Source organism: Novipirellula methanifontis (assembly GCF_052161655.1).
Taxonomy (GTDB): Bacteria; Planctomycetota; Planctomycetia; order Pirellulales; family Pirellulaceae; genus Novipirellula.
The window spans coordinates 259,334-283,925 of sequence record NZ_CP197418.1; the positions used below are offsets into that span (position 1 = coordinate 259,334).

Below are 24,592 nucleotides of genomic sequence, written 5' to 3' on the forward strand. Positions count from 1 at the left end.
CTAGGCTAGAGCTCACGCGGAAAAGTGTAGAATGTCGTGACAGAATGCACGGGCAAGACTCCTGCCTAACTGCTTAGCACCCAGGTGGTTTCCTTGGCCAGCATGGTGAAGCCGAGTTTTTCGAGAATCGGACGACTGGTTTCCCTCGCCTCGGTGCTCAAGTATTTCAATCCCCGTTCGCGGGCCAACGCGACGCGGGTGCCGACCAGCGCGCGGTAGAAACCTTTGCCTCGATGTCCGGGGGAGACACCGCCGCCGAACAATTGGCCGAAGGAGGACTTCGCGGGGATTTCCAGACGTCCCGAAACCACAGGTTCTTCGTCGGCGTAGCCGGTGAATAAGGCAAACTTCGGGTTCGACAAGAGTTTAGAAAAATACTCGAATTTCCCATCGTCCTCGTCTCCGAACGCGGCGGCGGCAACCGCGAGGTAATCACGCAGTGCCTCCGGTGTCTCGACACGACGAATATCATGTTTGCTTGGGGGATGTTTCCATGCTCCAACGTCCAGCACTACCAGGGTTCCCGATGGGCTGGCCGCAAAGCCCTCTCGCTCCAGGCAGGCCTCCAGGTTGCCGGGTTTGTCATGCGAGTAGACCCGCCACATCAAACCCTCGCCCCGTTTTCGAAAATAGTCGGCTTGTTCGCTGACGACTCGCTCGGTCGCGTCTTCTGGGATGGTCCAGGAACAGATGTAGTTGAACGCGCCTTCGATTCGAACAATATGTTCATCGCGTGTCACGCTCAGGCCGGCGGTGGCCAACGGGTTTGCGCGAACCTCAGCATCGTACAGTTCAAGTATGTTATTCATGTTCAGATTTGCCTGGGGATTAGCCGCTGCAGTATCACGTTGCTTTCGGTTTTCGATCGGACTGCTCGACAACAAATAGGAGCGTTTTACCACTCGGCCCGTTGGCTTTGTGTTTTGTGGGTTCGCCAGATGGAATGCAGAGACCGTCACCGGCATGATATCTCACGACTCGGCCGCAATAATCGATTTCGAGAGTCCTTCGACCACGTATCCGATGTGACCAGTGATACACCAGTCGGCCTCTACGAAATCTTCGCTAAACTCAATCATGCCGCCGCCGCGATGGCTGCCCGGTGCCGTCATCGTCGCTTGCTAATCGGGACGCTGAACTGTGGGGCCGGTACTTCGTGTTTTTACCCATACCGGCAACGCTCAAACAGTGACGCTATTGGAACGTCCATCCGAAGAACCGCGGCCCGTTGCTAGTGCTAGCGTCCGTCCGTATTGCGAATCGTGTGCTAAATGACTGGTTTAGGAATTCTTGGGCGATTGCAGAGACGCACTACCTGCAGACTACCGAAGACGACTACGCCGAAGCGCTGCAGGCCTGCGTCGTGGTGTCGGCTATGCCGGGTCCCGGGGAAACGCGAGGTGTCAACGATGCCGAAAATCCAATAAAAAACCCACCCGAGACACTTCAAGTTGTGTCCAGAGTGGGTTTGAGTACAGCGGAAGCAACGGTATTCGTGATGACTATCTTTTAGACCATGGAAATGGACTGAGAACTTAGCGTTGTAGGTAACAAATTGGATCTGAGCAACATAACTTCTCGGAACATTCATTCACGTACCCAAGACGGTTTTGTCGTTCCTGCGACAGCCCTTTGTGCCGATGTGTTCCTTGCTCGCGGCAATCGCCAGTGATCATCGAGTTTCCACTGCTGCTTCACATTTGGGCGCGACTTCCGCCCGGCGATCTCGGCGGAGCTTACCCCTTGCCTGCCCGACTACCCCGTCGTTCATCCCGGCGACTGGGGCGAAGACAGGTACAAATATCCCGGCATTCTTGACGATTGGTCCACGAGTTACGAAGACGAAGGCTGAAGGGAATGACAGAACAAAAAACGACGGATCAACAGCAGAGCCAGCCATGTGCTGGTCTCTTTTTCGTTTCGTGATCTAACGCAAATTCTTGTTGAGCATGGTTCTATTGGTTGGCGAAATGCTCTCGTGGGTCGGCGTCGGGCGCGTGGTCAGCCTCCTGACCCGTTCTGCGATCACGACTCTCTGGAATTGAGTGCATACGAGTGTTCGTCCCTTCCGAACCACAGCGCAATCTGTTCGATCGGTTAAACTACCCGCCGTCACATCTTTCCGCTAATAGACATTGAAAACGACTAGTCAAAAGGCGGTGATGCGTGGCTAGAATAATTCATGAGCGAACACTTCATCGGCAGCCTTTACTTTGTCGTCGTCCTCACTGAGCAGATCCGTTGAATTAAACATCGATCCGTTACTTTGACGGGCCAAGAAATTAATTACCAGTAGTGCGTCTAAAGCCGACGTGACACCATCAGCATTGGTATCCGTATCCGCGAGCACTGCCATTGAAACCGATTCACCCTCGCCGTCGATTCGACTGATCGCGTTAATAATCTGCAATGCATCAGCAGCAGTGATCAGATTGTCACGATTCACATCCAGCCTTGCAATCGCATCGACAGGTGCAAAGTTTACGATTTGGCGTACATCCACAGTTGGTCCAACAGTCCGACTCGCTGAGCTTAAGCTGAGTGTCGTCGACAACCCAAGTGCTTGAAGTCCACTGCTCGTTGGTTGAAATACCTCTGCCACAATTCGTTCATCGATCAGGTCACCATTGAAATCACCAAAGTCGACATCCACCGGTGATGATGCGTCGTCAGAGTCCCGAAAAACGCTAACTGCACCCGATCCATCTCCCAACAAGAAACTGACTTTATCTGAACCAAAACCGGTCACAACAATGTCGAGCAGTCCATCGCGATTCAAATCGCCCACCGCAAACTTTCGGCTCCGCTCATTCAGTGAGAGTTCGGTCACTCGTAACATAGTGCCAGAGTTTGGATCGAATCGAAAGACCGCTAACTGTTGGCGTTGCCCAAGCACAATTAGTTCGTCGCCATCGATTCCATTGAGATTGGCCGCACCGACGGCAGCCAATTCGAAGAACGACTCCTGTTTGTTACCTCGTCCGAAATTGCCACTGCCGTCCCCAAATAAGATGTTAAATGAGCCTGGAACGCTTGGCCCACTGAAAGGATTTTCCAAACCATGGTAACTCTGCTGCTGGGTTCGAGTTCCCGAAGTGGCAGTATGAATTGCCGTCGCCGGATCGCTGATTCGAGTCCTTGTCATCTCCTCCCAACCCGTACGCTCCGAAGTCAAACAGTAGGGATTTCGCTACGGTCGGATGCAGATCGCAATGCACTATTAATCACTTCTTGCGTCTGGCGTTGTAGCAATAGAAGCGGAACTCGCTCGTCATTTGGGCAAAGACTGCTTCAGATGTTGCGTGAAAAAACTTTCGGCTTTCTCCATCGCTTCGTCGAACCAGTTTTGTTGGACCGTGAACGGGTGTGGCGCGTTTTTGATGACCGTTAAGCCGGTTGAGATATCGAGCTCTTTCATCTTCTGTCGCAGCTCATCGCCGTGCGTGCTGGGGTCGTCTTTCTCACTGGTGATCAGCCAGATGGGCGGGTCAGTTTGCAGTCATGGATGTGAGCCGGGAAGGTCTCTTCGCCGCTTAATCGACAAAAAATGGAGGCTGTCGCAAACCCGTTTGCCGCCAAATATTGAGCGACCTTGCAATGGTTGACTTTTTTCTCTTCTGCCAACCACCGCCGTGAATGCAAACGATTACGGTCGTTGGCCCCGATGCATTTGCCCGCCCGTAAAGATTTATTTCCAACGTTCGGTCGCCATAGTTGGCGTAGGTCACGTCAACCTTTTCATTCAGCGTATCCAAAGTGGATTTCAGAATGACCGTCTTCCCATTTGCACGAAGTGTTGTCGGGGCCGTCCCTTCGGGGTTCGTGCCAATTCGGATCTCCTGAACTGCGACGGGCTAATCGGCTGCGGGATCCTCCACGCACAAGACGAAAAAGAATGCCACACGAACGGAAGCGTGGTTGCTATTCATCAATTTGAAATTCCCACTTCGTAAAGGTTTTCGATTTCATCAGCTGCTAGCGGCACTTTGTAGATCAGGAACTCATCCACACGGCCGTTGAGGTTTCGAACCGGATGCGGAACGCCTTCCACAGGCAGCCCCCAGTTACCGATCGCACACGGGCCGAATGTCACCTTACGATCACCGAGATGATGTTCGCTAACCTCACGACTGACTTCCTTGCCATCGAAGTACTGGACCGCTTCGCCCGTCGTTGCATCGAACGTCACCGCGACATGATGCCAGCGTCGTCCATCTGAGTTGACAACTTTCGGAGAATAGAAAACCTGGTCTTGGCGATACGGATCAAACCGCTGTCCGCTGGATGGCGCGAAACGCATGTAGCTCACCGAGAACATCAGACGTCCCGATTTGTCGATTTGCCAGTGCGGCTCTCCGTCTTCGTATCCGTCGGACAGCAGCAATGCGTTGTACTTGCGGTCCAGTCCGTCGACACGAATCCACGCCGCCATTGTTAATCCGTCATACTCATCTTTCCCCAAATTGATGCGGACACGGTCACCGGGGCTCTTAAACTCCAACGCAGATTTCGTCGGCCAACGTCCGTCGACCCAGCGTGCTCCGACGGCTGAACCGTGACTATAAGGACGTTTCGGAATCGCAAAGTTGTTGACAAGTCGATCCCACTTCTCGTCTTCCCAACGTCGAAATTGATAGCAACCAATGATGCGTTCATCTGAACGCACCGTGTTCATCGCCGCACGCCATTGTTTTGTTTTTGTTTGATAGTACTCTTCCTTGCGTCGTTCAAACTCCTCCACGCTCGGAAAGTCCGCTGGCTTGGAGACGCCCGCAACGACAGGAAGGTCGGTAGATTTTTTGAGACTGCTGCCTTCACGGATGATTTGCATTTGGGAGCCCGGTACATGAGCTTCGACTTCGCCATCGAAAACATGCAGAGATGACTCGGTCCCATCGACCTGGACAGCGAACTCGGTTCCAAGATCGACGACTTTCATGCCCGGCAGTGTCAGGCGGAAACCGATCGCAGGTGCCGGCACATGCATCGTGACTTTGCCATGGGCACACTCTGCTTCCCAGGGACTAACCAGATTCACATCGGCCGCTTCGTCGATCAGCATGGTCGCACCACTGAAGAAGTCGATTTGCACCGCTCCCGAAAGCAGCTTGAACTGTCCCGGTTGCAATGAGTCACCTTCCCGATACTGCACGTCTCCGGCGAATTTCGCGTCCACAACACGTGACAGAACCGCGCAGCCCGATTCGACAACTTCGTTAGATTCACTGGATGCGACCTCTGACGCGGCAATTTGTTGTTCCGCATCACCTTTGCGGTCGCGTCCGATTCCGTAGCCGATCGCGAGTAACAATACGGCGGCGAGGGCTGCGACTAGCCCTAGCCAACCGACAGCGCGCATGCCCTTCGCTCTCGTCGGTGCTCGCAGTGAATCCGCACCAACAGGCGATTCGATCACGACGTCGCTCATCAAACGCAGGTCAACATCCAAACCACACAGGTCCACAAATTCACTGCGTCGATCTGCGGAGCTTTCCAGCACAGCTTGAAGTTCCGCGGATTCGGTCTCAGTGAGCGAACCGTCGAGCCAGTTGGAGACAAGTTCCATGAATCTAAAGTCGTTCATGACAATACCTGATCTGCAAGCGTTTGTTTCACACACATCAATAATTGTTGCCGAAGTCGATGAACGGCCTTATAGATGGCCTGTTCGGGACGAGAATGCTGTTGAGCGTACCCGCGAATGGTGACGCCCGGATGATGCACGTCGAGGATCAATTCTCGTTTTGCCTGGTCGAGCTTTTGTAAGCAGCCTTCCAGAGCTTGCTGTCGATCTGCGTCGTCAGCAACAATGTTGCCTGCTGCATCGGCTAACTGTTCGGCGAGTTTGTCCGAAAACACCAATGGGCTGAGGGCAAGTGAACGTCGATACTTCAGCGATTCAAATCGAGCAATGGTCATCAGCCAACCGCCAAACCGATTGATATCGTCAAGTTCGTCGAACTTCTTCCATGCAATTAAACTGGTTTGTTGAACGACTTCCTCCACATCGTGCCACGTTGGAACGAGCCGGCGCACGTAGGCCTTTACGGCTGACTCTTCCTCAATCAGCAGACGCATGAAGGTTTCGTAGTTGGATGGATTTTCGTTCATTCCTTTGCGTCATCCGTGCTGGCGGTTTGTTTCTTCAGCGTTCGATTGAAGAACGGAACTGCCGCGTCCATCATCTGATCGAACCAGACTTGCTTGACGGTGAACGGGTGCGGGGCGTCTCTGATGATGGTCAGTCCATTCGGAATACCAAATTCGTCCATCTTCTGACGCAATGAATCGGCGCGAGTGCTTGAGTCATCTTTCTCGCCGGTGATGAGCCAAACCGGTGGATCGTTCTTGTCGAGGTGGGCCAGTGGTGAAGCAAGTCGGTAAGTCTCGGGGACTTCGTCTTGCGAACCGCCGAGAAAATCTTGCCAGATGGCTGCGCTCGCCGATTTTTCGCGGTTCCGCTCCGACATAAAGTCCGTTTGGCCGCCCATCGGAACTACCGCTTGGATTGCACTGCTGAATTCCGCGTTTCCACCGTCACCGTCGAGTTCCGCAACACCACCGGATGTTGCGAGTAGCGATGCCAGATGACCACCCGCGGAGTGGCCGATCGCTCCGATATGGTCAGCGTCGACGCCGAATTCCGTCGCATTGGCTCGCAGGAATCGGACGGCCGCTTTGCAGTCGTGAATATGAGCCGGGAACTTTGCTTCCCCGCTCAAGCGATAGTCAATCGACGCCGTCACGTAGCCTTCCGCTGCGAGGGCTTGAGCGACATTGCGATGATGAATCTTTGCTCCTTTTCTCCAGCCGCCGCCGTGAATGCAGACGATCGCCGGCAACTTTTCCGGCGCATTCTTCGGACGATAGATGTCCATCTGCAACGTTCGGTCACCGTACTTTGCGAACGTCACGTCAAGTCGTTCGTCCAACCGTTCCAAGGTTGCCTTTGGAATGACCGTCTTTCCGTCAGCACCAGGGGGTTTGTCATCAGCAACGCCAGACAGTCCAGAAGCTGTGCAAAGTAAGCCCAGCAAAACAGCACGGGCAATGGGCAGATGGGGAATAGTAGTCATAGTGCGTTTCAGTTTGGATAGTGGTTAGTTGTAAATGAACACTTCGCTTGTGACGATGAGTTCAACCAAGTCCTGCAGGCCATCACCTTTTGTGGCAAGCTCGCCAACAATCGACTCGACCGTCGGCCGGTCTTGGAAGCCAACTTCTCGTCCCAGTGCATAGGTCAGCATCTTTTCGGTCAGACAATGCGAAAACTGATCTTTCTGTTTCAAAAGTAATCGCTTGAGTTCAGCGATGTCTGCGAACGACTCTCCCGTCGGCAGCGTTCCGCTGGTGTCCACCGCGCCGATGGGGTTTCCTGCGCTGTCACGGTACTGGCGACGAAACGAACCGATTGGATCGAAGCTTTCCATTGCGAAGCCAATCGGATCGATTTTGCGATGACACTCGGCGCACGTCGCGACATTGCGATGCTTGGCAAGCTGTTGACGAATGGTGGTCGCACCTCGAATATCCGGCTCCAACGGCTCGACGTCCGGTGGCGGCGGTGGAGGCGGTGAACCGAGAATATTCTCTAGCACCCAAATCCCGCGAGTGACGGGCGAGGATTCGACTCCATTGGAGGTCGCCGTCAGGACACTCGCGTGACCGAGCAGTCCTCCGCGAAGCGAATTTTTCGGCAGTGAAATTTGCCGAAACTCGTCTCCCTCGATCGTAGGCAGACCGTAATGTGCGGCCAGATAGCGATTGGCGAACGTAAAGTCCGAATCAATGAAATGTTCGATGCTCAAATTCTTATGCAGGACCTCTGCGAAGAACAACTGGGTTTCCCGTCGCATCAACGGCTCAAGCTGTCGATCATAGTAGGCAGTAAACTTTTGCGTGTCCGGCGGCATCGACCCGAGTTCATTTAGGTGCAGCCAACTGTTTGTAAAATTCTCGATGAACGCCTCCGCTCGCGGGTCTTGTAGCATGCGGTTTGTTTGGGCGAGCAGCGTCTCTGGTTCACTGAGCCTTCCGCTGCTGGCAGCGTCAAGTAGATCGTCGTCCGGCATCGAACTCCACAAAAAGTACGACAATCTTGAAGCGAGCCGGAATGCTTGATCATCGCTTTGACCGGCATCACGAGGAGTCTCCACATACAGAAAGTTCGGCGAGCACAGGATCGCTTTGCATGTAGTCAGGAATGCGGTGTCTTGTGATTCGCCAGTGGCCAATCGTGACTGCAAAAACGCTTGATACCGTTTGACTTCCGATTCCAGCGGCGGGCGGCGGAAGGCGCGAAACAGGAATTGCGTGAGCGCTTCCTGATTCTTGTTTGCCAATCGATCCGTCGCTGGCTCGTTGCTGGGTTCTGGGCCAGTGATTTCGATTTGGTAGATCCTCATTCGAGGCCCTTCGTAGGCGTCGGACATCCAGACGTCGAGAATCTCGGAAGGCTCCGTCGAGAAGACATCTCGCCAGTTGCTCGTCAGCGTTTCTGGATGGTACTTCTTGATGACCTTGATCAGGGAGCGTCTGAAGTCGAGAGGTCCATTTGGGTATTGAACGACGGGCACGAAGCCCTTGTCTATCCAAGTGCGAAACTCAAAAACCTTCGGCACGTTATCGGGAAGCGGAACCGTCGCCACGACTCTGTCGGAGGAATTGTGACTTGGCCCCGGGCTTGCCAACTGAGGATCGGTCACGACGACTTGCATTTTGATCGGTTCGTCGCGGTCGACGGGTAATAGCTCCGTCGAATACGGATGCTCACGATTGATGCCTTCCGCGCGGATGCGAATCGTGTAGTAGCCGTCGGCGGGAACGCCCTTGAAACGTTGGGCGGCGACACGTCCCCAGGCCTCATCGGTGTGAGCCATGTCTACATAGTCACCGGTCGGATTGATGATAAAGCGTTGCTCCGGACGGAATAGAAATTTTCGTGTGCTCAAATCGACGGGCGTTAGCAATTCGTTGATGGGTGCGACAACCGCCCGCGACTCGGCGGCTTTGTCGACGCTCCGCGAAGCCGCTTCCAGATAGCATTGCAACAAGTAGTCTGACAAAACCAAGCTTTCGCCGATGTTGTCGAATCCGTCGACTCGATCGTCGGCCGGGAATGACGTCGTCGGATCGAACGAGCTCATGTTCACACCAAGAAGATCGCGAATCGTATTGCGGTACTCGTAGCGGTTGAGCCGGCGAAATCGTTCATGACCGCCAGACGCAAGGGCTTCGCGAGCCACTTCAAGTTGACGTGTTACCGTGGCGACAAATCGCTTGGTCTCTTCGGCCGTAGGTTGCGGCTCATCTTCGGGAGGCATCTCACCGAGATTGATAATATCAAGGATTTCTTGCCACTGTTCTGCAGTCTGATGATCTGAAAGCTCATCGCCCAGAGAGTCGAATCGTCGATCCGCGTTCTGCTCCTCCGTGCCATGGCAACGAATGCAGTGCTCGCGAACGTACGAGAGTGGATTCACTTCCGTTTCGTCGGCATTCAGCAAGGCACAAGGCATGAGCCACGTGAAGAGAATCGCGAACACGGTAGTGGTCTGGTAAGAATCTGAACAACTCATCAGCTCAGCCCCTCCAGCGTCCCGGTGCTGGTTCCGAAGCGATCCGATTCCACACCAAAGTGCTGCAACATCGACAGATACAAATTGCAGGCAGGCGTCTGTCGGCCTCCATTTGCCGGGTAGGTCTTGTGTTCGCCGTGCCCGAAGCCACCACCAGCGAGCAGCAAAGGTAGCTTGCGATTGGAATGAGAACTCGCGTTTCCGAGTCCACTTCCCATCAACACCATGGTCCGGTCCAGCAACGATGCATCGTCGGCAACCTGCGAACGCTTTAGGCCATCAAGGAACCGCGCGAGTTGCGAGGTATGGAACTGTTCAATCACGCCCAGCTGATGCAGCTTGGTGTCATCGCGGCCGTGGTGCGAAAGGTCGTGATAACCCTTCGTGACACCCGACAGCCCCGAGTCGCCCGTCCATCCGTGAATGGCCATCGAAATCACGCGAGTCGAATCGGTTTGCAATGCCAACTTCATCAGGTCGTAGAACAGCGCAACTTCCTCCGTAAAGCTGGTGGGCAATTGCTTTGGCAACTTGTAGTTCGATGTTGGCTTCGGTTTGTTCAACCATGCCTCCGATTGTTCCAATCGCTTTTCGACTTCGCGTATCGAAGTGAAGTACTCTTCGAGTTTCGTCGAGTCACCGAGACTGATTCGCTTTTTCAACGCCGCCGCATCCTCACCAACGACGTCCAGGATGCTGCGGTTGACGGCGAACGCACCGGCCTGCCGCTTTCGCTTCGACTGGGGTGTTTCCAGGAACAACGCGTCGAACAAGGTTTGCAGCCGCGTGATCGTTGGAATCTCGACACCGTTCCGGGTCCACGAAACGCCGCCACCGCCTAGACCCAGTTGCATGGACTGATAACGCGTCTCGGCAGCGACAAACTCAGCCGCCCGCTGATCGACGCTGACGTTGCCCTCTGGGAACTGTTTCGCTTGGTCCGATCGAATGCCAGATAAGAACGTGTGTGTCGACTGGTGCCCGCCCGTAATTCCGGGATGATCCAAGTCAGAGAAGACGGTGAAGTCGTTTTTTAGCGCTGCCAATGGAGCCAGCAAACGAGGCAACTCGTAATCGCGACCAGTTTCCTGAGGAAAGAAGTCGTTCGGATAGAGCCCATATTCAAGGCCGATGCAAACCATCCGCATCGGTGATTCTGCCGCGCCTTTTGCGGCCTCCGCATATTTTGGTACCGCCAGGGACTCCAAGAACGGCAGAGCTACGACGGCTCCAGTTCCACGCAACAATTGTCGTCGGTCGAGTCGATTCATCTTTCCATTCCCTGTGAATTGGTCATTCTTCGATTTGGTAATCTCTAGATGACGGTGCGAGTTACTATATCTCTCCCGATCCCTCGAAAGTTGGACAATCAACTTTGTAATTCTTGGAAACAATGCCGCGATTCACTTCGCCGGGTCGGGGCTGGAGTCAGGGCACCAACCGTCGATCCATTTCGTCAGTGTGACAAAATTTCCGTCTGGGTCGCCTGTGGCGAAGGTGTAGGCCATGCCAGCATCGGATGCGTCGAGCCCTGGCTGACCGTACATCTCTTGTGCCTTCCTGAATCGTTTTTCAACAAAATTCCAGGCATCGCAGTCGATCGTCTTCATCCATGCGACGGCGGCCCATTCGTTCGCTTTCTTCGATCCGAAGTTTTCACTACCACCCTGAAGCGAGGTGTAGAAGTAGCCGATGCTATCGTCGATAGCCAAGCAGTCTCGAAGAGTGTGTCCGCATCCTTCGCCCAAGGAACTGCGAATCGAGTGAGTCGATACGTTGTTGACTCCCGAATGCGAAACGAGAATGACGTTCGGCAATTTCTCGGGGGCGTCCTTCTTGACTTGCTGGAGAACGCGGTAGGCGAACTCATGCGGTCCCGCTTGGATCCAGTAGAACTTCTTACCGTTCCCGGTGCTCTTGATCACCTCAACCGCGTGGGCCACTGCGGCGTTCCATTGGCTGTCAACTTGACAATCAAAGAACTTGGTGACATTGGCGTCGTACCCGAATTTGGTGGCAGCGCCCTCAACGCTCGCCTTGTGTTCGGTGGGTTTCGCCTCACGTCCCATCATTGGGCAATTGTTGTAGCTGAAGTGGACCAGCTGGTTCTTCCAACCTCGTTTGGCAAAGATGGCCAATGCCAAGGGAGTTGCCGCGATATCATCTTCATCGACTCGGTTGCCGTCGGCGGAGTATCCGATCACGTCATCCGCATCGACAACTGGGACCGGGCCGTTGGTTTTATCTCGGTCTTGATGGGGATTCCGCGGATCGTACTGAGCAGTCCAATCGATCTCGCATTTTTGTGCTGAACATACGGAACTGCTTAAGAACAGCACCATTACTGCCATCACAACCATCGGCCATGCGAGCATCTGTTTCATGCTGAACGCCCCAACGAGCTGCGTTATGAATATTTGTCTTAGCATCTTTTATCCTTCAATCTACTCTGGTTGGTTGCCTGTGATTGTCCGGCAGCGGAAGTGCAAACTAGCGAAACGGCAGTTTGACGGAACTCTCTTGGCGATAGAAACTTGGAGGGGAAACCGCTTCGCGCATGCATCGCGTCGAGTGCGGGCGTGCGAATGACCTTGTTGCCCATGAAGCCGTAGTCGCCCACGCCCTGGTCGTCGCTCATGATGAGAATGACGTTGGGGCGATCCTCCTCCGCCAGTGAAGTGTCGACGCAAACCAGCAGGATCAAAACTGCTAGAAGTATTGGCTTCATCAAGATCATGTCCCTCACTCTCATGGTGTTCATTCAACGCTCGCTTGTATTTTCAGGCCATTGGCTATTGCCCGGAATTGAGTTTTCGATGATGGTCCAGGGTCTCACTCACTCCCGGCATCTCGAAAATTGGACACAAAAAAAGCTGCTTTCTTTGTGGCGTTTCCGTCGAAATGGCCTGAATCTAGTTTCCAGGCCGCTTTACTGTCCAATTTGAGCCGCTGCGGGAGAGTGCTAATGCTATTAATCTTTTGTTGTGGACGAAGTTGGCCGCCTTTCGCTCTGCGAAAGTGCGTCTGTGCGTTCTTTCGCGGAACCGGTGAACGAAAATGAAAAGTCAGTCCACATCAAACCGGCCCGTTGCTTTAGTAACGGGAGGAACTCGTGGAATTGGTTTCGGGATTTGCCAATGCCTGATTAAGTCCGGATTTGACTTAGCGGTCAATGATAAGCAGGAAGAACCGGAGGTCGCAAACGTCCTCAAAGGACTTCGCTCCGGCGGCGCAAATGTCATCTATTGCCAGGCAGACATTGCAAACGACTTGGATCGACAACGAATGCTTACGCAAGTCAAACAGCACTTCAATCGACTTAATATCTTGATCAACAACGCGGGCGTCGCACCGATCGAGAGAACGGATTTACTTGACGCAAGCGAAGAGAGCTTTGACCGACTCATCGATATCAATCTCAAAGGGCCCTATTTCCTTACGCAATTGGCGGCCCGATGGATGGCAGAACAAAGCCGCTCCAACGACGATTACCGCGGCGCGATCATCAATATTTCCTCAGTTAGCGCCACTGTCGCTTCGGTTAATCGGGGAGACTACTGCATCAGCAAAGCAGGTGTCGCGATGGCAACCCAGCTTTGGGCTGCGAGGATGGCGGAGTTTGGTGTGAGCGTCTACGAAGTTCGACCTGGCGTCATTCGGACCGACATGACGGCTGTTGTGACCGAAAAGTATGAAAAGCTAATCGCCGATGGCCTTACCATCGATCGCCGCTGGGGCACGCCGGAAGATGTTGGTAACGCAGTTGCGAGCCTCGCCCGCGGTGATTTCAAATACGCCACCGGCAACGTGATCATGATCGATGGTGGATTGACGCGTCAAAGACTTTAAAAGATCAACTCGTGATCAGTTGCCAAACGCCCTGGATGCCCATCGCAGAGGTCACGATGGAAAAGGTCAAAATGGCGGTGAGCAGGACATTGGTCGTCGGTGAGTGCGAATGTTCTCCCATTAAATCTTTGCGGTTGCCGAGATACAGAATGCACCCCACCGTCATTGGCAAAATGACCGAATTGAATGCTTGGGAAACGATCATTACGAAAACAGGTTGGGCTTGGAAAACAGGGACGATCAGACCCAGCAGCGAGATCGCCAAGACCATGATGCGGTATTTCGGTAACGTCATATCGCGTTCGGACTGGTTGTAATCGCACAACAACCACGGCAGCATTAGCACGTTGGGGAACTGTGAAGAAACACCCGCGCAGACAATTCCAATCACAAAGATCGAAGTCGCCAGCTTCCCAGCCAGCGGCTCCAAAAGAGTCACCATCTGTGATGCCTTGGAGAGGCCGATGCCTTCGGCGAATAAGGTGCCAGCGGCGGAGGCCATGATCGCACCACTGATCAGAAACATCAGGGTTGCGCTCAAGATGGCATCGTCACGCTGCTTCTTAAAGTCTTTGATCGTCCAACCCGCTTCTTTGACCAGTGTCGTTCGGATAATGAACAAGCCAGAGAAAACGGTCGTCCCCACCATCGATGCAATGACCAAAAACGGCCCTTTGTCTTGATCGCCATGAACATCAGGCAGGTTCGGAACCAAGCCCTTTAAAATATCGATCGGGGGCGGCATCATGATGAAAAAATTGAGCAAAAAACAGCCGGCCATGATCGCGACGGTCACTGCGAGGGCTCGCTCGAAAATCTTCGTCCTGCCGTCCCAGAAAATAAAATAGACCAAGGCGGTGAAGAAGGCTGCAAAGTAGATCGGGGCGATGCCGTCAGGCAGCATCGTCTTGGACCATTCCGAACACATCTCCGCGATGATGCCCATCACCCCCATCACGCTGCCGCACACACCGGCTGTCAGCGCGACGATAAAAAAGATACCCACCCCAGGATGGATGTGTTTGCGAAACGCCTGCAACGCGGTTTCTCCCGTGACAAGCGTGAACTTTCCGTACACGCAGATCATGAAATAGGTTGCAAAGCAAGAGGCAACGATCGTCCATAACAACGACATGCCGTACGTGGCTCCAGCTTTCGCCATGGAGGTCACGCTTCCGGTACCGATACTAAAACCAAGCAGAAAGATGCCGGGAAGGAATCTCGCAATGACGCTGGTGAATTTTTCGCGCATCGCTAATTTCCTGTCTCACGACTTAAATCGCTGCTTCCGCTTCGACAGGACTCCGCAATTTCGAGAGTCCTGGCCTTCATCTGTTTGAAAGTCTCAGGGTGCAGTTCTTTCAGGTCGTTTGTCTCGTAGGGATCTTTGCTGATGTCAAAAAGATGCTCATCGACTGAGTCAGTCTGCACGTATTTCCACGGGCCTCTCCGGAGCGCAAACCAACTCCGCCCCTCGAATGTGATATGCCGTCCGAGTTCAAAGAACAGCTCGCGATCTTCGATCTCTTGATCTCCAGAGATTACCTCCAGGACATTCATGCCGTCTGACCTGGTTGATGAAGACTCCACGTTTGCCATCGCACAGAAAGTGGGGAAGAAATCCAGGGCACTGACCATGGAAGTGATCTTCTTGGCCGGATCAATTCTTGCAGGCCAACGCATCAGGCAAGGAACACGGATGCCACCCTCAAACAAGCCCGCCTTCTGACCCCTGAGTGGCTTGTTGCTCCCGCCATATTTCGGATCGCCACCATGATCCGTCACAAAAATGACCAGTGTGTTCTCTCTCAGGTTCGACGTGTCGATTGCTTCCAGAACACGCCCAATGCCATCATCAAGGTTCACCACCTTCGCTGCGAACTTACGTCGAGTGGGATCCTCGATGTAACTGACTCTCGCCAAATCTTTTGGCGGTGGCTGCATGATATTGATGGCTGCTTGGTTTCCGTCGTCCCAGCCTTTACCGTAGTGCGGAGCATTGTAAGAGAGCATCAAGAAAAACGGTTTCTCTTTTCGCTCGTCCGCTTTCAGATACGCCACGGCTTCGTCGGTGATCAGGTCGGTGGCATAGCCTGTCTTGTCAACGATCGTTTCGTTTTCGTACCAATCCTTGTCATTGCCGTAACACATGGTGTAGAAATCTATGCATCCACCGGTGTGACCTCGGAAGAAGTCAAAGCCATGACGCGTCGGCAAGAATTCTTTGGCTCCGTGGCCCAAATGCCACTTGCCGATCAGCGCAGTGGAGTATATGGCCTGCTGTAGTACACTGGCGATGGTGGTTTCGCTCTCACGCACGCCTCTCTTCTTGTCTTCCAAGTACATGAGCGCCCCCAGGAGCTCATCTTGCGATCGACTTGGGTATTGGCCTGTCAAAAACGCGAAGCGAGAAGGTGTGCAGATCGACGATGCGACATAAAAGTTGTCAAACCTTGCCCCTTCATGGGCAAGTGAATCGATATTCGGCGTGCGGATTTCACTGCCATAGCAACCTACGTCGTTCACCCCTTGATCATCAGTGAGAATGAATACGATGTTCGGTCTCTCGGAGCTCCACGCCGAAGGCAGTGCCATCAAGGCGAACAGTCCGAATAGGAAAAAAGTTTTACTGTTCATTCGCCAACACGCCCTTTTGAAAGAAGTCAATTATTTCGTCGTCGGTGTAGCCCAGCTCCAAAGCGACCGCTCGGTTGTGCTGTCCGAGTTTGGGAGGGAACGATTTCAATTGCGGTGGTGTTCCTTTCAGTCGCACTGGAGTCCCCAGCAGCTTCAGTTCACCAACTTCGGGGTCTGTCATGCTGACAATCATGTTGTTGCAAGCGATTTGAGGGTCGGCAGCAGCGTCTTGGAAACTGTTGATGCGAGCACACAAGACTCCTTGGCTCTCCAGAGACTCCATCCACTCGGACGTGGTCTTCCGCAAAAATTCTGAAGCCAGAATTTTGTTCAGTTCGATTCGATTGGCGATCTGAAGATCTTCGGTTCGGAATTCTTCTTTCAGGGACAGATCTCCCAAGTCCATCGCCGTTGAAATGTCCCGCAACGCATTGTTGGAGAAGACCGGTGATATCTCGATGAACCCATCTTGGGTCTTGAATGCCTTGTTGATTGCCGCTTCCGTTCCTCCAACCGCTGCAGGTCGGTCAATCTTTTCGCGGTTCAATTGGGCGGCGGCGTCCCAGGCATGAGCATGAAAGGCAACGCTCAATAAGTCGGTCGAAACGTATTGCCCCTCGCCGGTGCGAAGGCGGTGAGCCAAGGCGGTGAGGATCCCGACCATCAGGTTGAGTCCAGCGGCGTAATCGATACTGATCCCGCCAGGTATCGGAGGTTGCTCTTCATCGTAAAAAGTAAACCAACCGGCTTCTGCACGGGCCATCATGTCATGTCCGCCACGTCCGCGTTCCGCGTACGGTCCGGTATCGCCCCAGCCGCTTGAAGTAGCAAAAATAAGAGAAGGGTTGACCGCTTTGAGATCCTCGTATCCGAAGCCGAGTTTTTCCATCACTCCTTGGCGGAAGTTATGGACGAGGATGTCGGTCTTCTCTACCAACTTAAGAATCATTGCCTTGCCCTCAACTTGCTTCATATCGACCGCGATCGAGCGTTTGTTGCGGTTGAGGTTGGCAAAAGGCATGGAGACGTCTTTGGAAAATGGCCCCCAGGACCGACTCCAGTCACCGCTGCCGGGACGCTCCACTTTGATGACGTCGGCACCATAGTCAGCAAGAATCTGAGTTCCCACGGGGCCTTGGTAAACGTGACTGAAATCCAGAATGCGGATTCCTTCGAGTGCTTGCGGTGTGCTCATTTCACTTCTTTCCCTTCTTGGTTAGGAAGTTGTGTAGACGTTGTTTTGTGTCGGGGTCTTGCAAGCAGGTCACTGAGCGAGAGGCCTCGATCGCCGCGTTCTCGTCCCGCAATGCTCGTTGTTGGTCGTTGAGGATGGCTTTGAATTGCGAGATCGCGTTTCTGTTTGCGTTGAGTACAGGCTGGCAGTAACTCTGCACCTCAGTTTGCATTTCGCCGGGATTGGAAACCAAGTCAACCAATCCAATCTCGCAGGCTTCCTGAGCGTCCAGCAACTTGCCGCTGTAGAAATAGAACTTGGCTTTGGACACGCCAATACGTTTCGTCAATCGATGGGTTCCACCCCAGCCAGGAATGAATCCAAGCGACGCTTCTGACTGAGCAAACTTGGCGCCGTGAGAGGCGAAGATCAGATCACAAGCCATCGCGAGCTCCAGCCCACCTCCCATGGCGTAGCCTTCCACGACGGCAATGACCGGCATCGCCAAGTCTTCGATTTTGCTGAAGACTTTGTGGCCCTTCAAAACCCAAGGGGAAATTGAGTTCTCGTCGATGTCTTTCAATGCGTTTAGGTTCGCACCGACGCAAAAGAAGCGGTCTGACGTGCTCCTCACGAGAACGACTCGAGGTTGTTTGCTTTGGATTTCTCCAACGCACTTCTCCAGGTCTTCCAATGCTTGAAGATCTAATGTGGGTGGTTTGCCATCTGGAGGTTGGAGAAAGATCGTTGCAACGTCTCCCTCGAATTCCAAGCTGATATTTGTTGAGTCACTCATCCAAGTTTCACTTGAGGTTTTTGGAGTCATCGCTGACGACCACTGTCACCGGCACTAGGTCACTGCCGACGCCGTCGTTGTCGGTGACGCCCAGTGTGACAACATACGTGCCAGCCTGAGCATACGTGTGGCTGGGGCTCCGGTCGGTCGAAACACCGCCGTCACCAAATTGCCAGACGCAAGCATCAACGGTGCCGTCGTCCGATGAACCGTTCGAGTTGAATCGCACAGTCAAGCCAGAGACACTGGTGACGGCAGCGCTGGCGGTTGGTGGAATCCAGCTCTTCGCGCCCGGGTGATACCGACGAGCGACAAAGACATCGTAAGAGTTCGTTGCTCGCGGGTTGGGAATGCCAGTCGCAGATTTCTTTGGCACCTCAATGACGACGAGTTCGCCGATGGCAGTTGGCTCGGGATGAACAGTGAATGTGTACTTGTCCGGCGATACCTGCTTGAAATTCAGGATGGATCCGTTGGTGGCTTCCAAGTCGCCAACGTCAAAGCCGGTGACTCCCGTCGTAAATTGGACGGTGACGTCAAAGTCGCCAGTCACCGCATCGGGAGAATTGCTGGAGAGCGTTAAGTCAACCTTCACTTGGTCGTCGTCGAAGTACCACGTTCCGTCGCCTTTGTCGCGCCTGGCATGCTGGAAGTGCAGCAGAGCAAAATCGGCGATTTTCGATGGCGCTTTGCTCCGCATGTTTGCACGAATGGATTCGTACGCCGGGGCATTCGCAAGATTATCCCACTCGTTCGGATCGTTGTTGTGGTCATAGAGTTCTTCCTGGCCATCGCCGTAACGGATGTACCGCCAATCGCGATTGGTGATTGCATATTCATAAGCTTGCAGATACGAAATGATCACTTCGCGGTCTTCCGCCTGGTCAGGAGTTTTCAGTGTGGAAGCGAGTGATTTACCATCGAGCGGTTGCAAATCGGCGTTGGCGCCATCCTTGGTCAGATCACACAAATCAACAAAGGTCGGATACATGTCAATCAGGCTTGCCGTTGTGTCGGTGGTTGCGCCTTTGGCAATGCCAGGGCCTGCCCAGACGAATGGGACCTGTGATCCTCGTTCCCACATGACGTGTTTCGCCCAATGCCCCTTTTCACCAAGGTGGTAACCATGGTCACTCCAAAGGACGACAATCGTGTTGTCGGCGTAGGGACTGTTGTTCAGCGCCGTCAGAACGCGGCCTATCTGCGCATCGGCGTAGGTGATGGCTGCCAGATATCCAAGGACGCACTCTTTCAACGTTCGATCATTCGGACTGATCGCTTGCAGATTGGCCATCCACCGCTTGTAGACATTGGTCTCCTTCTTTCGTTCTCGGTCCGCGACATCGTCAAGATCGGGCAGAGGATTCGTGCTGCCGTCTTTCCAGTAGCTCGGCAGTTCGAGGTTGTCGATGTTCCCTTTTAGCGGCCCATTGAGATACGCGTCGTAGTATTTTTGTGGAGCGTATTGCGGAGAATGAGGCGTAAAGAGTCCCAGTCCGAGGAAGAAGGGTGTCTCCCCGTGGTCGGCATTGAGCTGTGAAATGACCCAATCGGCGCGTTGAGTGTCGGCCATGTCTTTCTCGACAGCATTGTCGAGAGCCGCCCACTCCATGACTCCCGCTTGAATTTTTGGGTAAGTGGTGTTGTAGATGCTCACAAAATCTCCCTCTGGACCACCTGGGTTTGGAGCGCCATATTTCCAGCTACCGAGGTCCCAACCATTCTTTCGCTGGGCATTGGTTGTTCCGTCAGTGCGCAGCCAATACTGATCCCACCCTCGTTGGTCGATCCACCCGATCGCGTGATGAAAGAGCTTGCCGGTTCCGAGGGTCTTATAGCCAGCGTCGTGGAAGGCAGTGTGCAGGCCGATCAGACTCTCGTCCGCTTGCCAGTAAACTTGATCGTCGTAGAACCCAGTGGTTGAAGGGTATTGACCGGTGAAAATAGCGGTGCGTGATGGACCACACATGACACCAGCGGAATGGGCGTTGGTGAACTTGATTCCGCGGGCCGCCAGGGCATCGATATTGGGCGTGATGGCCTGGCGGTGGCCACCAATTCCCCAATCATTCATATCATCGACGGCGATGAACAAGACATTGGGCTGCGCGGCCAACAAAGCGGGCAGAGGTGCGAGAGCAAGCGTCAGCGCCAAGGCTGCTACTTTGAGCGATAGGTGAAGTGAGTGTTTTCGGATCATTGATTGCTCGTGTGTGTTTTGCGTGATCTGGGTTTGCTGGTGTGTTGCGGTGCGTACACTGTCGACTACTTCTCGTCTTCCTCTAACGGTCGCTTGCCCTCAAACGGTCCCCACAACAATCGCTTCGCATAACCTTTGTCGTCTTTGTAGACGGCTGCGTCGTAGTCGGGATTTGGCTTGGGAATTCTCGCGCCGACTGCTTTGAAGTACGCCATCATTTCGTCGTGCAGTTTCTTGTGCTCAGCCGGTTGCTGTGCAGCAATGTTGTTTGCTTCGCCCATGTCTTTCGACAAGTCAAACAGCATTGAAACGTCCGGACGTTCGTAGAAATGCAGCAGCTTGCGATTGCCCGAGACGACTGCTGAGTGCGGCATCGTTTCGCGGTAGTGCGGATAGTGGAAGAAGATGTTGCGGTTCAGGAATTCGTCGTCTGGAGTTTTGCCTGCCATGTAGCCGGCAAGACTGACGCCGTCGATGTTCTTGAGTTCATGCGCGTTGCCGCCCGCCCAATCAACAAAGGTTGGCAGAAAGTCGTAGTTGACGACGTTGCCCGCGAAGCTGGTTCCCGCTTCGATGCCGGGACCTTTCACGATCATGGGTACGCGAATGCCGCCCTGCCAAACCCACCACTTGTGAGCATGGTGCGGTTGCGTCAGCCCCGGAAGAAAGCTGTGTCGATATCCGTTGTCGGACACCATGATGACGTACGTGTTGTCTTCGATCCCGAGTTCCGTGATGCGATCAAGCACTGCGCCGATGCGTCCGTCCAGGTCTTCTCCCATGCCGAGCCAGATAGCAGGATCGTCTTTGCGTTTAACAGTCTCCGCGGTCTTACCGATCTTTCCGTAGTATGCCTGCACTGCAGGATGTGCGACGTACTTCTCTCGTGTCGCTGGCAAACACTCACGGCCCTCGTGCATGGCGTAATGTGAAATCTGCAGATAGAACGGCTGCTTTGCTCGCACCTGTTCCTCCATGAAACCGATTGCCTTCTTCGTCACGCTGAACATCAGCTTTGGATCGGTCAAATCGTTGGGCAGTTGTTGCGGCCCTGGAGGCAAGGTGTTTCCCGGTTTGTTATCCGTATCACCATCGTGCAGCACATAACCTTCATCCCCGGGATCACCACGCATGTGCCACTTGCCGATATGAGCACTCACGTAGCCAAGTGGCTTTAACGCTTCAGGAATGGTGACCGCGTCTTCGTCAATCTTCATGTCCGAGACACACGGGACTACCGGGAAGTTCGGATATCCCTTTTGGTCGTAGTACTCTTGTCTTCCGTCGTTCATAAACACCGTGAATCCGCTCCGCGGCGACGACTGCCCGGTCTGCAAACAGACTCGAGACGGCGAACACTGCGGTGATGCGTAGGCGTTTCGGAATTTCATACCTTCGCGAGCCAATCGCTCAACGTTCGGCATTTGCAGCACCGGCATGTGAGAGTTCTGCATGTCGTCATCCATGGGAACCGGAGACCCGTTCCACGCCCAATCGTCGATGAACAACATGACGATGTTGGGTTTGTCTTGGGCCAACGCAAGTTGGCTAGAAAAGGCGATGGCGACGATGAGGAGTAAGAGTTTGTTCACGTTCATATTTCGATTGGAGGTTTGTTTGTCTTCGGGCCAATGACTGGCCATTTAGGGCGAAATTGGGCCTCGATTACTTTTCAAACCGACCGGTCCAACCTTCGTAATCGGCCTCTTGGGACCAAACGACTTGACGCTTGCCGTTCTTCATTCCGTAGATTGCGAGGCTTTTCCCTCGGGTGATCACGAATTCAAAGGGACCTGTGAAGCCTTGATCTTTGGGTGACTTGCCGCGAAGTATTCGCTTGGCTCGGTCATAGTTTTGAGAGGACCACAACATGCTGGCGGGATCGACCAACGTGTAGGTCGAGAGAATGCCAGCCTTCAACTCAGCCCGGCGCGGACCGTTGCCGACTTTCCCCGCTTTGGAATAGGTGCGGATGATCGCTACTCCGTAGAACATGTCCCGGACCGTCAATTTGCCTTCGTTGTCGAATTGAAACTTCACGTCAATGCCATCGATCTTCCGTTCATATTCATCGTCTTCCATTTCCTCATCCGTTTCACCATGACCTGAGAGCAGCTCCTGTCCATCGGTCATGAGTACGGCGTAGGGCTCCAGGATCCAGTCTTCCTTTTCTCCCGGTTGATTTCCAACTCTCACATAGATTTCTTTGTCGACGACAAACCCTTTCTCGTCGACGGCGATCACTTTGAGGCTGTACCAGTCTTCCTTCAAGTCTGCCAGTTCTGGATACTCAGATGCCTTCCATGTGTAGGAAGGCTTTGAAGATGGTTTGCCGACTTGAACTCCGTTAAGTAGCAAGCGGAAGTCATCGAGACCGCTCTGGGCAGTCACCTCGACCGCAACATCAAGAGACTGCCCGGCCTGAAAGCTTGAACCGCCCGAGAGCCCGTTGAATTGGATCTGCGGCAAGGCACCTTCGCCTTTAATGGCTACGACCTCAGCCTCGACGTCTTCCAGCCGCTGATACCAGTCGAACCAAGTCGTTTTCGCATGGAGGGAGGTCCTGTAGTGAGAGTCCAGGACATCGGCGTAAGCCTGCCAGTGGTCGCGTGCTTGCTCGACGCATTGTGCTCCAGAACGGCCTTCCAATAGTCATCGTCGAGCTCAAGGTTGTAACTCATCTCGCCGAGCATTCGGAAATTGTACCAATGCTTCTGTATCTCCAACTGACCGGAAAGCTCAGGCACTTTGGAAATGAACTCTTTGCCCCAGTAATAGCCATCCGACCCGGCGTAGAACCCGCGGATATGTTCGTGGGGCATGTTGCGAATCAGCTCACGCAGAAAGTCCGGGCTGCCGAAACGGTGCATGAAGATGTCGTCGTTCCGCAGATTCAACCAGACCTTGAAATTGTCCAGCCAACCCTCACGCACCATGCGACTCTCCCATTCCTGCGGCCTCCGAGACGAATACATGTGTGCCACGGCGTATTTGACACTCGTATCAACGATGCCGCCTTGGTAACCGTCCATGACTTCGCGGACCCATTCGTATTCACTGCCGTGGCGTCGAAAGATGAAGCGGATGTCACGATCGACCCAACGCGGGTCTGCCTTCACGTTCTCGACGGCCTGGGCGTATGTCTTCCGAATGAACCACTCGGTCGAATCAGGCGAACCATCCAACTCGCGACGATCATTCTCCCCCGACGTGACGCCAATGCCCTTGATTTGCGGGTACGTCAACAAAGCCTCTTCGACGCATTTACGCACATAATCAATGGTCGTGGGATTCGTCTGATCCTCGGTGATTCCGTAGTGGTTTTTCGCTTCACCGACAAAGACTGTCCAACTGAAAATGTAGATCTCGATGCCACGATCTTCCGCATGCTGAAACACCTTCTTCCAATGCTCGATCTTTTCGTCGATGTTCATCTTCTTGACCAGTTCGATGGTGCCATCCTCGGCGGTTAGCGCACCGTCATGGTTCGTGTCCATGTCCTCGAACTTGTTCGAGATACCGGGCTTCAAGTATTCGTCCTTGAGCCGGTAAACATCGTCGAGCGAGGCATCTTCGTACCCCGGTGCTTTCACCATATGCGTGTAAGGGTGCGTGGTCCAAAGGCTGAGCGTGTTGTAGCGGTAGCGAGCAAGCGTATCCAAATACGGTAGCCAGAACCCTTCGTAATCCCAGATGCTGGTGTCGATGTTCAGCTGCGCTGCGGTGCCTTTGTCGCAATAGGAAGGGGCTCGGACGTCGAGCGGTAGATTGCTCTTGATCCCGCGTTTCTTGACAAAGGGTGAACGCGAGACGGGTTGGATCGGCAAACCAAGCTTCAAGTGCTCTGCGACTTCAATGCCGCCGTACATCGCGCCGTTTGCGTCTGTTCCCGTAATGTGAATATCGTTGGGGCCGATAACGCGAATTTCAAACGCTTCCGGTTTGGCCGTGTCTGAATCGATCGCAATCGTGACTTCTAGGTCCTCTCGTCCTGCCTCTGTCATTGCATCACTGAGTTCCGCTGCGGCGAACGTCATTTGCGGAATATTTCCGTCGAACAACACCTCAGCAGTCAGGTTGCGTTGGAAGAGAATCACCCATGTGGGCAGCAACAAGAGGGTCAGAAAGCGATTCATCTTCATTCAGTTTTCCTAGGCATAATTCTTGCGTTTGCGGATCTTCGTCCACGCCGGTGAAAGCTCTCTCCCGCAGCGGCTCCAATTGGACAGGAAAACTGCAAAACATTTGAAATTCGGTTGGTTCTGCCGAATTTAGAAAGAAAGCCAGGTTTCCAGTCCAATGAATCGAAGGCATCACTGCGGCTGATCGTGTTTCCGGACGCCGGATCTCGAGCGCTG

The 24,592-nt window shown here is 53.6% G+C and carries 19 protein-coding genes; 1 reads left to right on the top strand and 18 read right to left on the bottom strand.

Going from position 1 to position 24,592, the window contains the following annotated elements; all coding sequences use genetic code 11:
• Window positions 1–65: 65 nt before the first annotated feature.
• The 10 genes from SH528x_RS00840 to SH528x_RS00885 all read right to left on the bottom strand — a co-directional run bounded on the left by SH528x_RS00840 (window position 66) and on the right by SH528x_RS00885 (window position 12,306).
• On the bottom strand, window positions 66–809 hold the full coding sequence (locus tag SH528x_RS00840) for a GNAT family N-acetyltransferase (protein WP_442508644.1): 744 nt from the start codon (window positions 807–809) through the stop codon (window positions 66–68).
• Between the two features lie 162 nt (window positions 810–971).
• A complete protein-coding gene (locus SH528x_RS00845; RefSeq protein ID WP_442508645.1) occupies window positions 972–1,112 on the bottom strand; it encodes a hypothetical protein in 141 nt (46 codons plus the stop codon).
• Between the two features lie 1,058 nt (window positions 1,113–2,170).
• Window positions 2,171–3,145, bottom strand: coding sequence for an FG-GAP-like repeat-containing protein (locus SH528x_RS00850; RefSeq protein ID WP_442508646.1), 975 nt, complete (start codon window positions 3,143–3,145; stop codon window positions 2,171–2,173).
• 783 nt (window positions 3,146–3,928) lie between these two features.
• Window positions 3,929–5,584: a LamG-like jellyroll fold domain-containing protein gene (locus tag SH528x_RS00855; protein ID WP_442508647.1), complete on the bottom strand. Its 1,656-nt coding sequence runs from the start codon at window positions 5,582–5,584 to the stop codon at window positions 3,929–3,931.
• The gene (locus SH528x_RS00860) at window positions 5,581–6,111 is read right to left on the bottom strand and encodes a sigma-70 family RNA polymerase sigma factor (RefSeq protein WP_442508648.1); all 531 of its coding nucleotides are present in this window, start codon (window positions 6,109–6,111) and stop codon (window positions 5,581–5,583) included. The genes SH528x_RS00855 and SH528x_RS00860 overlap by 4 nt, the downstream gene beginning before the upstream one ends.
• Window positions 6,108–7,076, bottom strand: coding sequence for an alpha/beta fold hydrolase (locus tag SH528x_RS00865; protein WP_442508649.1), 969 nt, complete (start codon window positions 7,074–7,076; stop codon window positions 6,108–6,110). Before SH528x_RS00865 ends, SH528x_RS00860 begins: the two co-directional genes overlap by 4 nt.
• A 24-nt stretch (window positions 7,077–7,100) precedes the next feature.
• A complete protein-coding gene (locus SH528x_RS00870) occupies window positions 7,101–9,578 on the bottom strand; it encodes a DUF1592 domain-containing protein (protein WP_442508650.1) in 2,478 nt (825 codons plus the stop codon).
• The gene (locus SH528x_RS00875) at window positions 9,578–10,849 is read right to left on the bottom strand and encodes a DUF1552 domain-containing protein (protein ID WP_442508651.1); all 1,272 of its coding nucleotides are present in this window, start codon (window positions 10,847–10,849) and stop codon (window positions 9,578–9,580) included. The genes SH528x_RS00870 and SH528x_RS00875 overlap by 1 nt, the downstream gene beginning before the upstream one ends.
• A 132-nt stretch (window positions 10,850–10,981) precedes the next feature.
• Window positions 10,982–12,007, bottom strand: coding sequence for a hypothetical protein (locus SH528x_RS00880; protein WP_442508652.1), 1,026 nt, complete (start codon window positions 12,005–12,007; stop codon window positions 10,982–10,984).
• Window positions 12,001–12,306, bottom strand: coding sequence for a hypothetical protein (locus SH528x_RS00885; RefSeq protein ID WP_442508653.1), 306 nt, complete (start codon window positions 12,304–12,306; stop codon window positions 12,001–12,003). Before SH528x_RS00885 ends, SH528x_RS00880 begins: the two co-directional genes overlap by 7 nt.
• Window positions 12,307–12,635: 329 nt before the next feature.
• On the opposite strand from SH528x_RS00885, the gene SH528x_RS00890 reads away from it, so the two are divergent.
• On the top strand, window positions 12,636–13,427 hold the full coding sequence (locus SH528x_RS00890) for a 3-ketoacyl-ACP reductase (protein ID WP_442508654.1): 792 nt from the start codon (window positions 12,636–12,638) through the stop codon (window positions 13,425–13,427).
• Window positions 13,428–13,431: 4 nt separating this feature from the next.
• Here the strand turns inward: SH528x_RS00890 and SH528x_RS00895 are convergent, their stop codons facing one another.
• From SH528x_RS00895 to SH528x_RS00930, 8 genes are all read right to left on the bottom strand, one after another.
• Window positions 13,432–14,679, bottom strand: coding sequence for an Nramp family divalent metal transporter (locus SH528x_RS00895; protein WP_442508655.1), 1,248 nt, complete (start codon window positions 14,677–14,679; stop codon window positions 13,432–13,434).
• Window positions 14,680–14,681: 2 nt separating this feature from the next.
• Window positions 14,682–16,064, bottom strand: coding sequence for a sulfatase family protein (locus tag SH528x_RS00900; protein WP_442508656.1), 1,383 nt, complete (start codon window positions 16,062–16,064; stop codon window positions 14,682–14,684).
• A complete protein-coding gene (locus SH528x_RS00905) occupies window positions 16,054–17,259 on the bottom strand; it encodes a CaiB/BaiF CoA transferase family protein (protein ID WP_442508657.1) in 1,206 nt (401 codons plus the stop codon). Before SH528x_RS00905 ends, SH528x_RS00900 begins: the two co-directional genes overlap by 11 nt.
• A 1-nt stretch (window position 17,260) precedes the next feature.
• Window positions 17,261–18,034 (bottom strand): enoyl-CoA hydratase/isomerase family protein, encoded by a 774-nt coding sequence (locus SH528x_RS00910; RefSeq protein WP_442508658.1) that lies wholly within the window; start codon window positions 18,032–18,034, stop codon window positions 17,261–17,263.
• A gap of 7 nt (window positions 18,035–18,041) precedes the next feature.
• The gene (locus SH528x_RS00915) at window positions 18,042–20,234 is read right to left on the bottom strand and encodes a sulfatase-like hydrolase/transferase (protein WP_442508659.1); all 2,193 of its coding nucleotides are present in this window, start codon (window positions 20,232–20,234) and stop codon (window positions 18,042–18,044) included.
• A gap of 65 nt (window positions 20,235–20,299) precedes the next feature.
• On the bottom strand, window positions 20,300–21,832 hold the full coding sequence (locus tag SH528x_RS00920; RefSeq protein ID WP_442508660.1) for a sulfatase: 1,533 nt from the start codon (window positions 21,830–21,832) through the stop codon (window positions 20,300–20,302).
• Between the two features lie 67 nt (window positions 21,833–21,899).
• Window positions 21,900–22,703 carry a hypothetical protein gene (locus SH528x_RS00925; protein WP_442508661.1) on the bottom strand — a complete coding sequence of 268 codons (804 nt, stop codon included), beginning with the start codon at window positions 22,701–22,703 and terminating at the stop codon, window positions 21,900–21,902.
• Between the two features lie 20 nt (window positions 22,704–22,723).
• Complete coding sequence (locus SH528x_RS00930) at window positions 22,724–24,370, bottom strand: hypothetical protein (protein WP_442508662.1); 1,647 nt, start codon at window positions 24,368–24,370, stop codon at window positions 22,724–22,726.
• Window positions 24,371–24,592: the final 222 nt, after the last annotated feature.

Bases quoted from the DNA above. Each gene is read 5' to 3' on its own strand.
- SH528x_RS00900 (WP_442508656.1), bottom strand. From the start codon at position 16,064: ATGAACAGTAAAACTTTTTTCCTATTCGGACTGTTCGCCTTGATGGCA.
- SH528x_RS00855 (WP_442508647.1), bottom strand. From the start codon at position 5,584: ATGAACGACTTTAGATTCATGGAACTTGTCTCCAACTGGCTCGACGGT.
- SH528x_RS00865 (WP_442508649.1), bottom strand. From the start codon at position 7,076: ATGACTACTATTCCCCATCTGCCCATTGCCCGTGCTGTTTTGCTGGGC.
- SH528x_RS00860 (WP_442508648.1), bottom strand. From the start codon at position 6,111: ATGAACGAAAATCCATCCAACTACGAAACCTTCATGCGTCTGCTGATT.
- SH528x_RS00870 (WP_442508650.1), bottom strand. From the start codon at position 9,578: ATGAGTTGTTCAGATTCTTACCAGACCACTACCGTGTTCGCGATTCTC.
- SH528x_RS00885 (WP_442508653.1), bottom strand. From the start codon at position 12,306: ATGAAGCCAATACTTCTAGCAGTTTTGATCCTGCTGGTTTGCGTCGAC.
- SH528x_RS00840 (WP_442508644.1), bottom strand. From the start codon at position 809: ATGAATAACATACTTGAACTGTACGATGCTGAGGTTCGCGCAAACCCG.
- SH528x_RS00880 (WP_442508652.1), bottom strand. From the start codon at position 12,007: ATGCTAAGACAAATATTCATAACGCAGCTCGTTGGGGCGTTCAGCATG.
- SH528x_RS00895 (WP_442508655.1), bottom strand. From the start codon at position 14,679: ATGCGCGAAAAATTCACCAGCGTCATTGCGAGATTCCTTCCCGGCATC.
- SH528x_RS00910 (WP_442508658.1), bottom strand. From the start codon at position 18,034: ATGAGTGACTCAACAAATATCAGCTTGGAATTCGAGGGAGACGTTGCA.
- SH528x_RS00915 (WP_442508659.1), bottom strand. From the start codon at position 20,234: ATGATCCGAAAACACTCACTTCACCTATCGCTCAAAGTAGCAGCCTTG.
- SH528x_RS00890 (WP_442508654.1), top strand. From the start codon at position 12,636: ATGAAAAGTCAGTCCACATCAAACCGGCCCGTTGCTTTAGTAACGGGA.
- SH528x_RS00845 (WP_442508645.1), bottom strand. From the start codon at position 1,112: ATGACGGCACCGGGCAGCCATCGCGGCGGCGGCATGATTGAGTTTAGC.
- SH528x_RS00875 (WP_442508651.1), bottom strand. From the start codon at position 10,849: ATGAATCGACTCGACCGACGACAATTGTTGCGTGGAACTGGAGCCGTC.
- SH528x_RS00920 (WP_442508660.1), bottom strand. From the start codon at position 21,832: ATGAACGTGAACAAACTCTTACTCCTCATCGTCGCCATCGCCTTTTCT.
- SH528x_RS00930 (WP_442508662.1), bottom strand. From the start codon at position 24,370: ATGAATCGCTTTCTGACCCTCTTGTTGCTGCCCACATGGGTGATTCTC.
- SH528x_RS00850 (WP_442508646.1), bottom strand. From the start codon at position 3,145: ATGACAAGGACTCGAATCAGCGATCCGGCGACGGCAATTCATACTGCC.
- SH528x_RS00905 (WP_442508657.1), bottom strand. From the start codon at position 17,259: ATGAGCACACCGCAAGCACTCGAAGGAATCCGCATTCTGGATTTCAGT.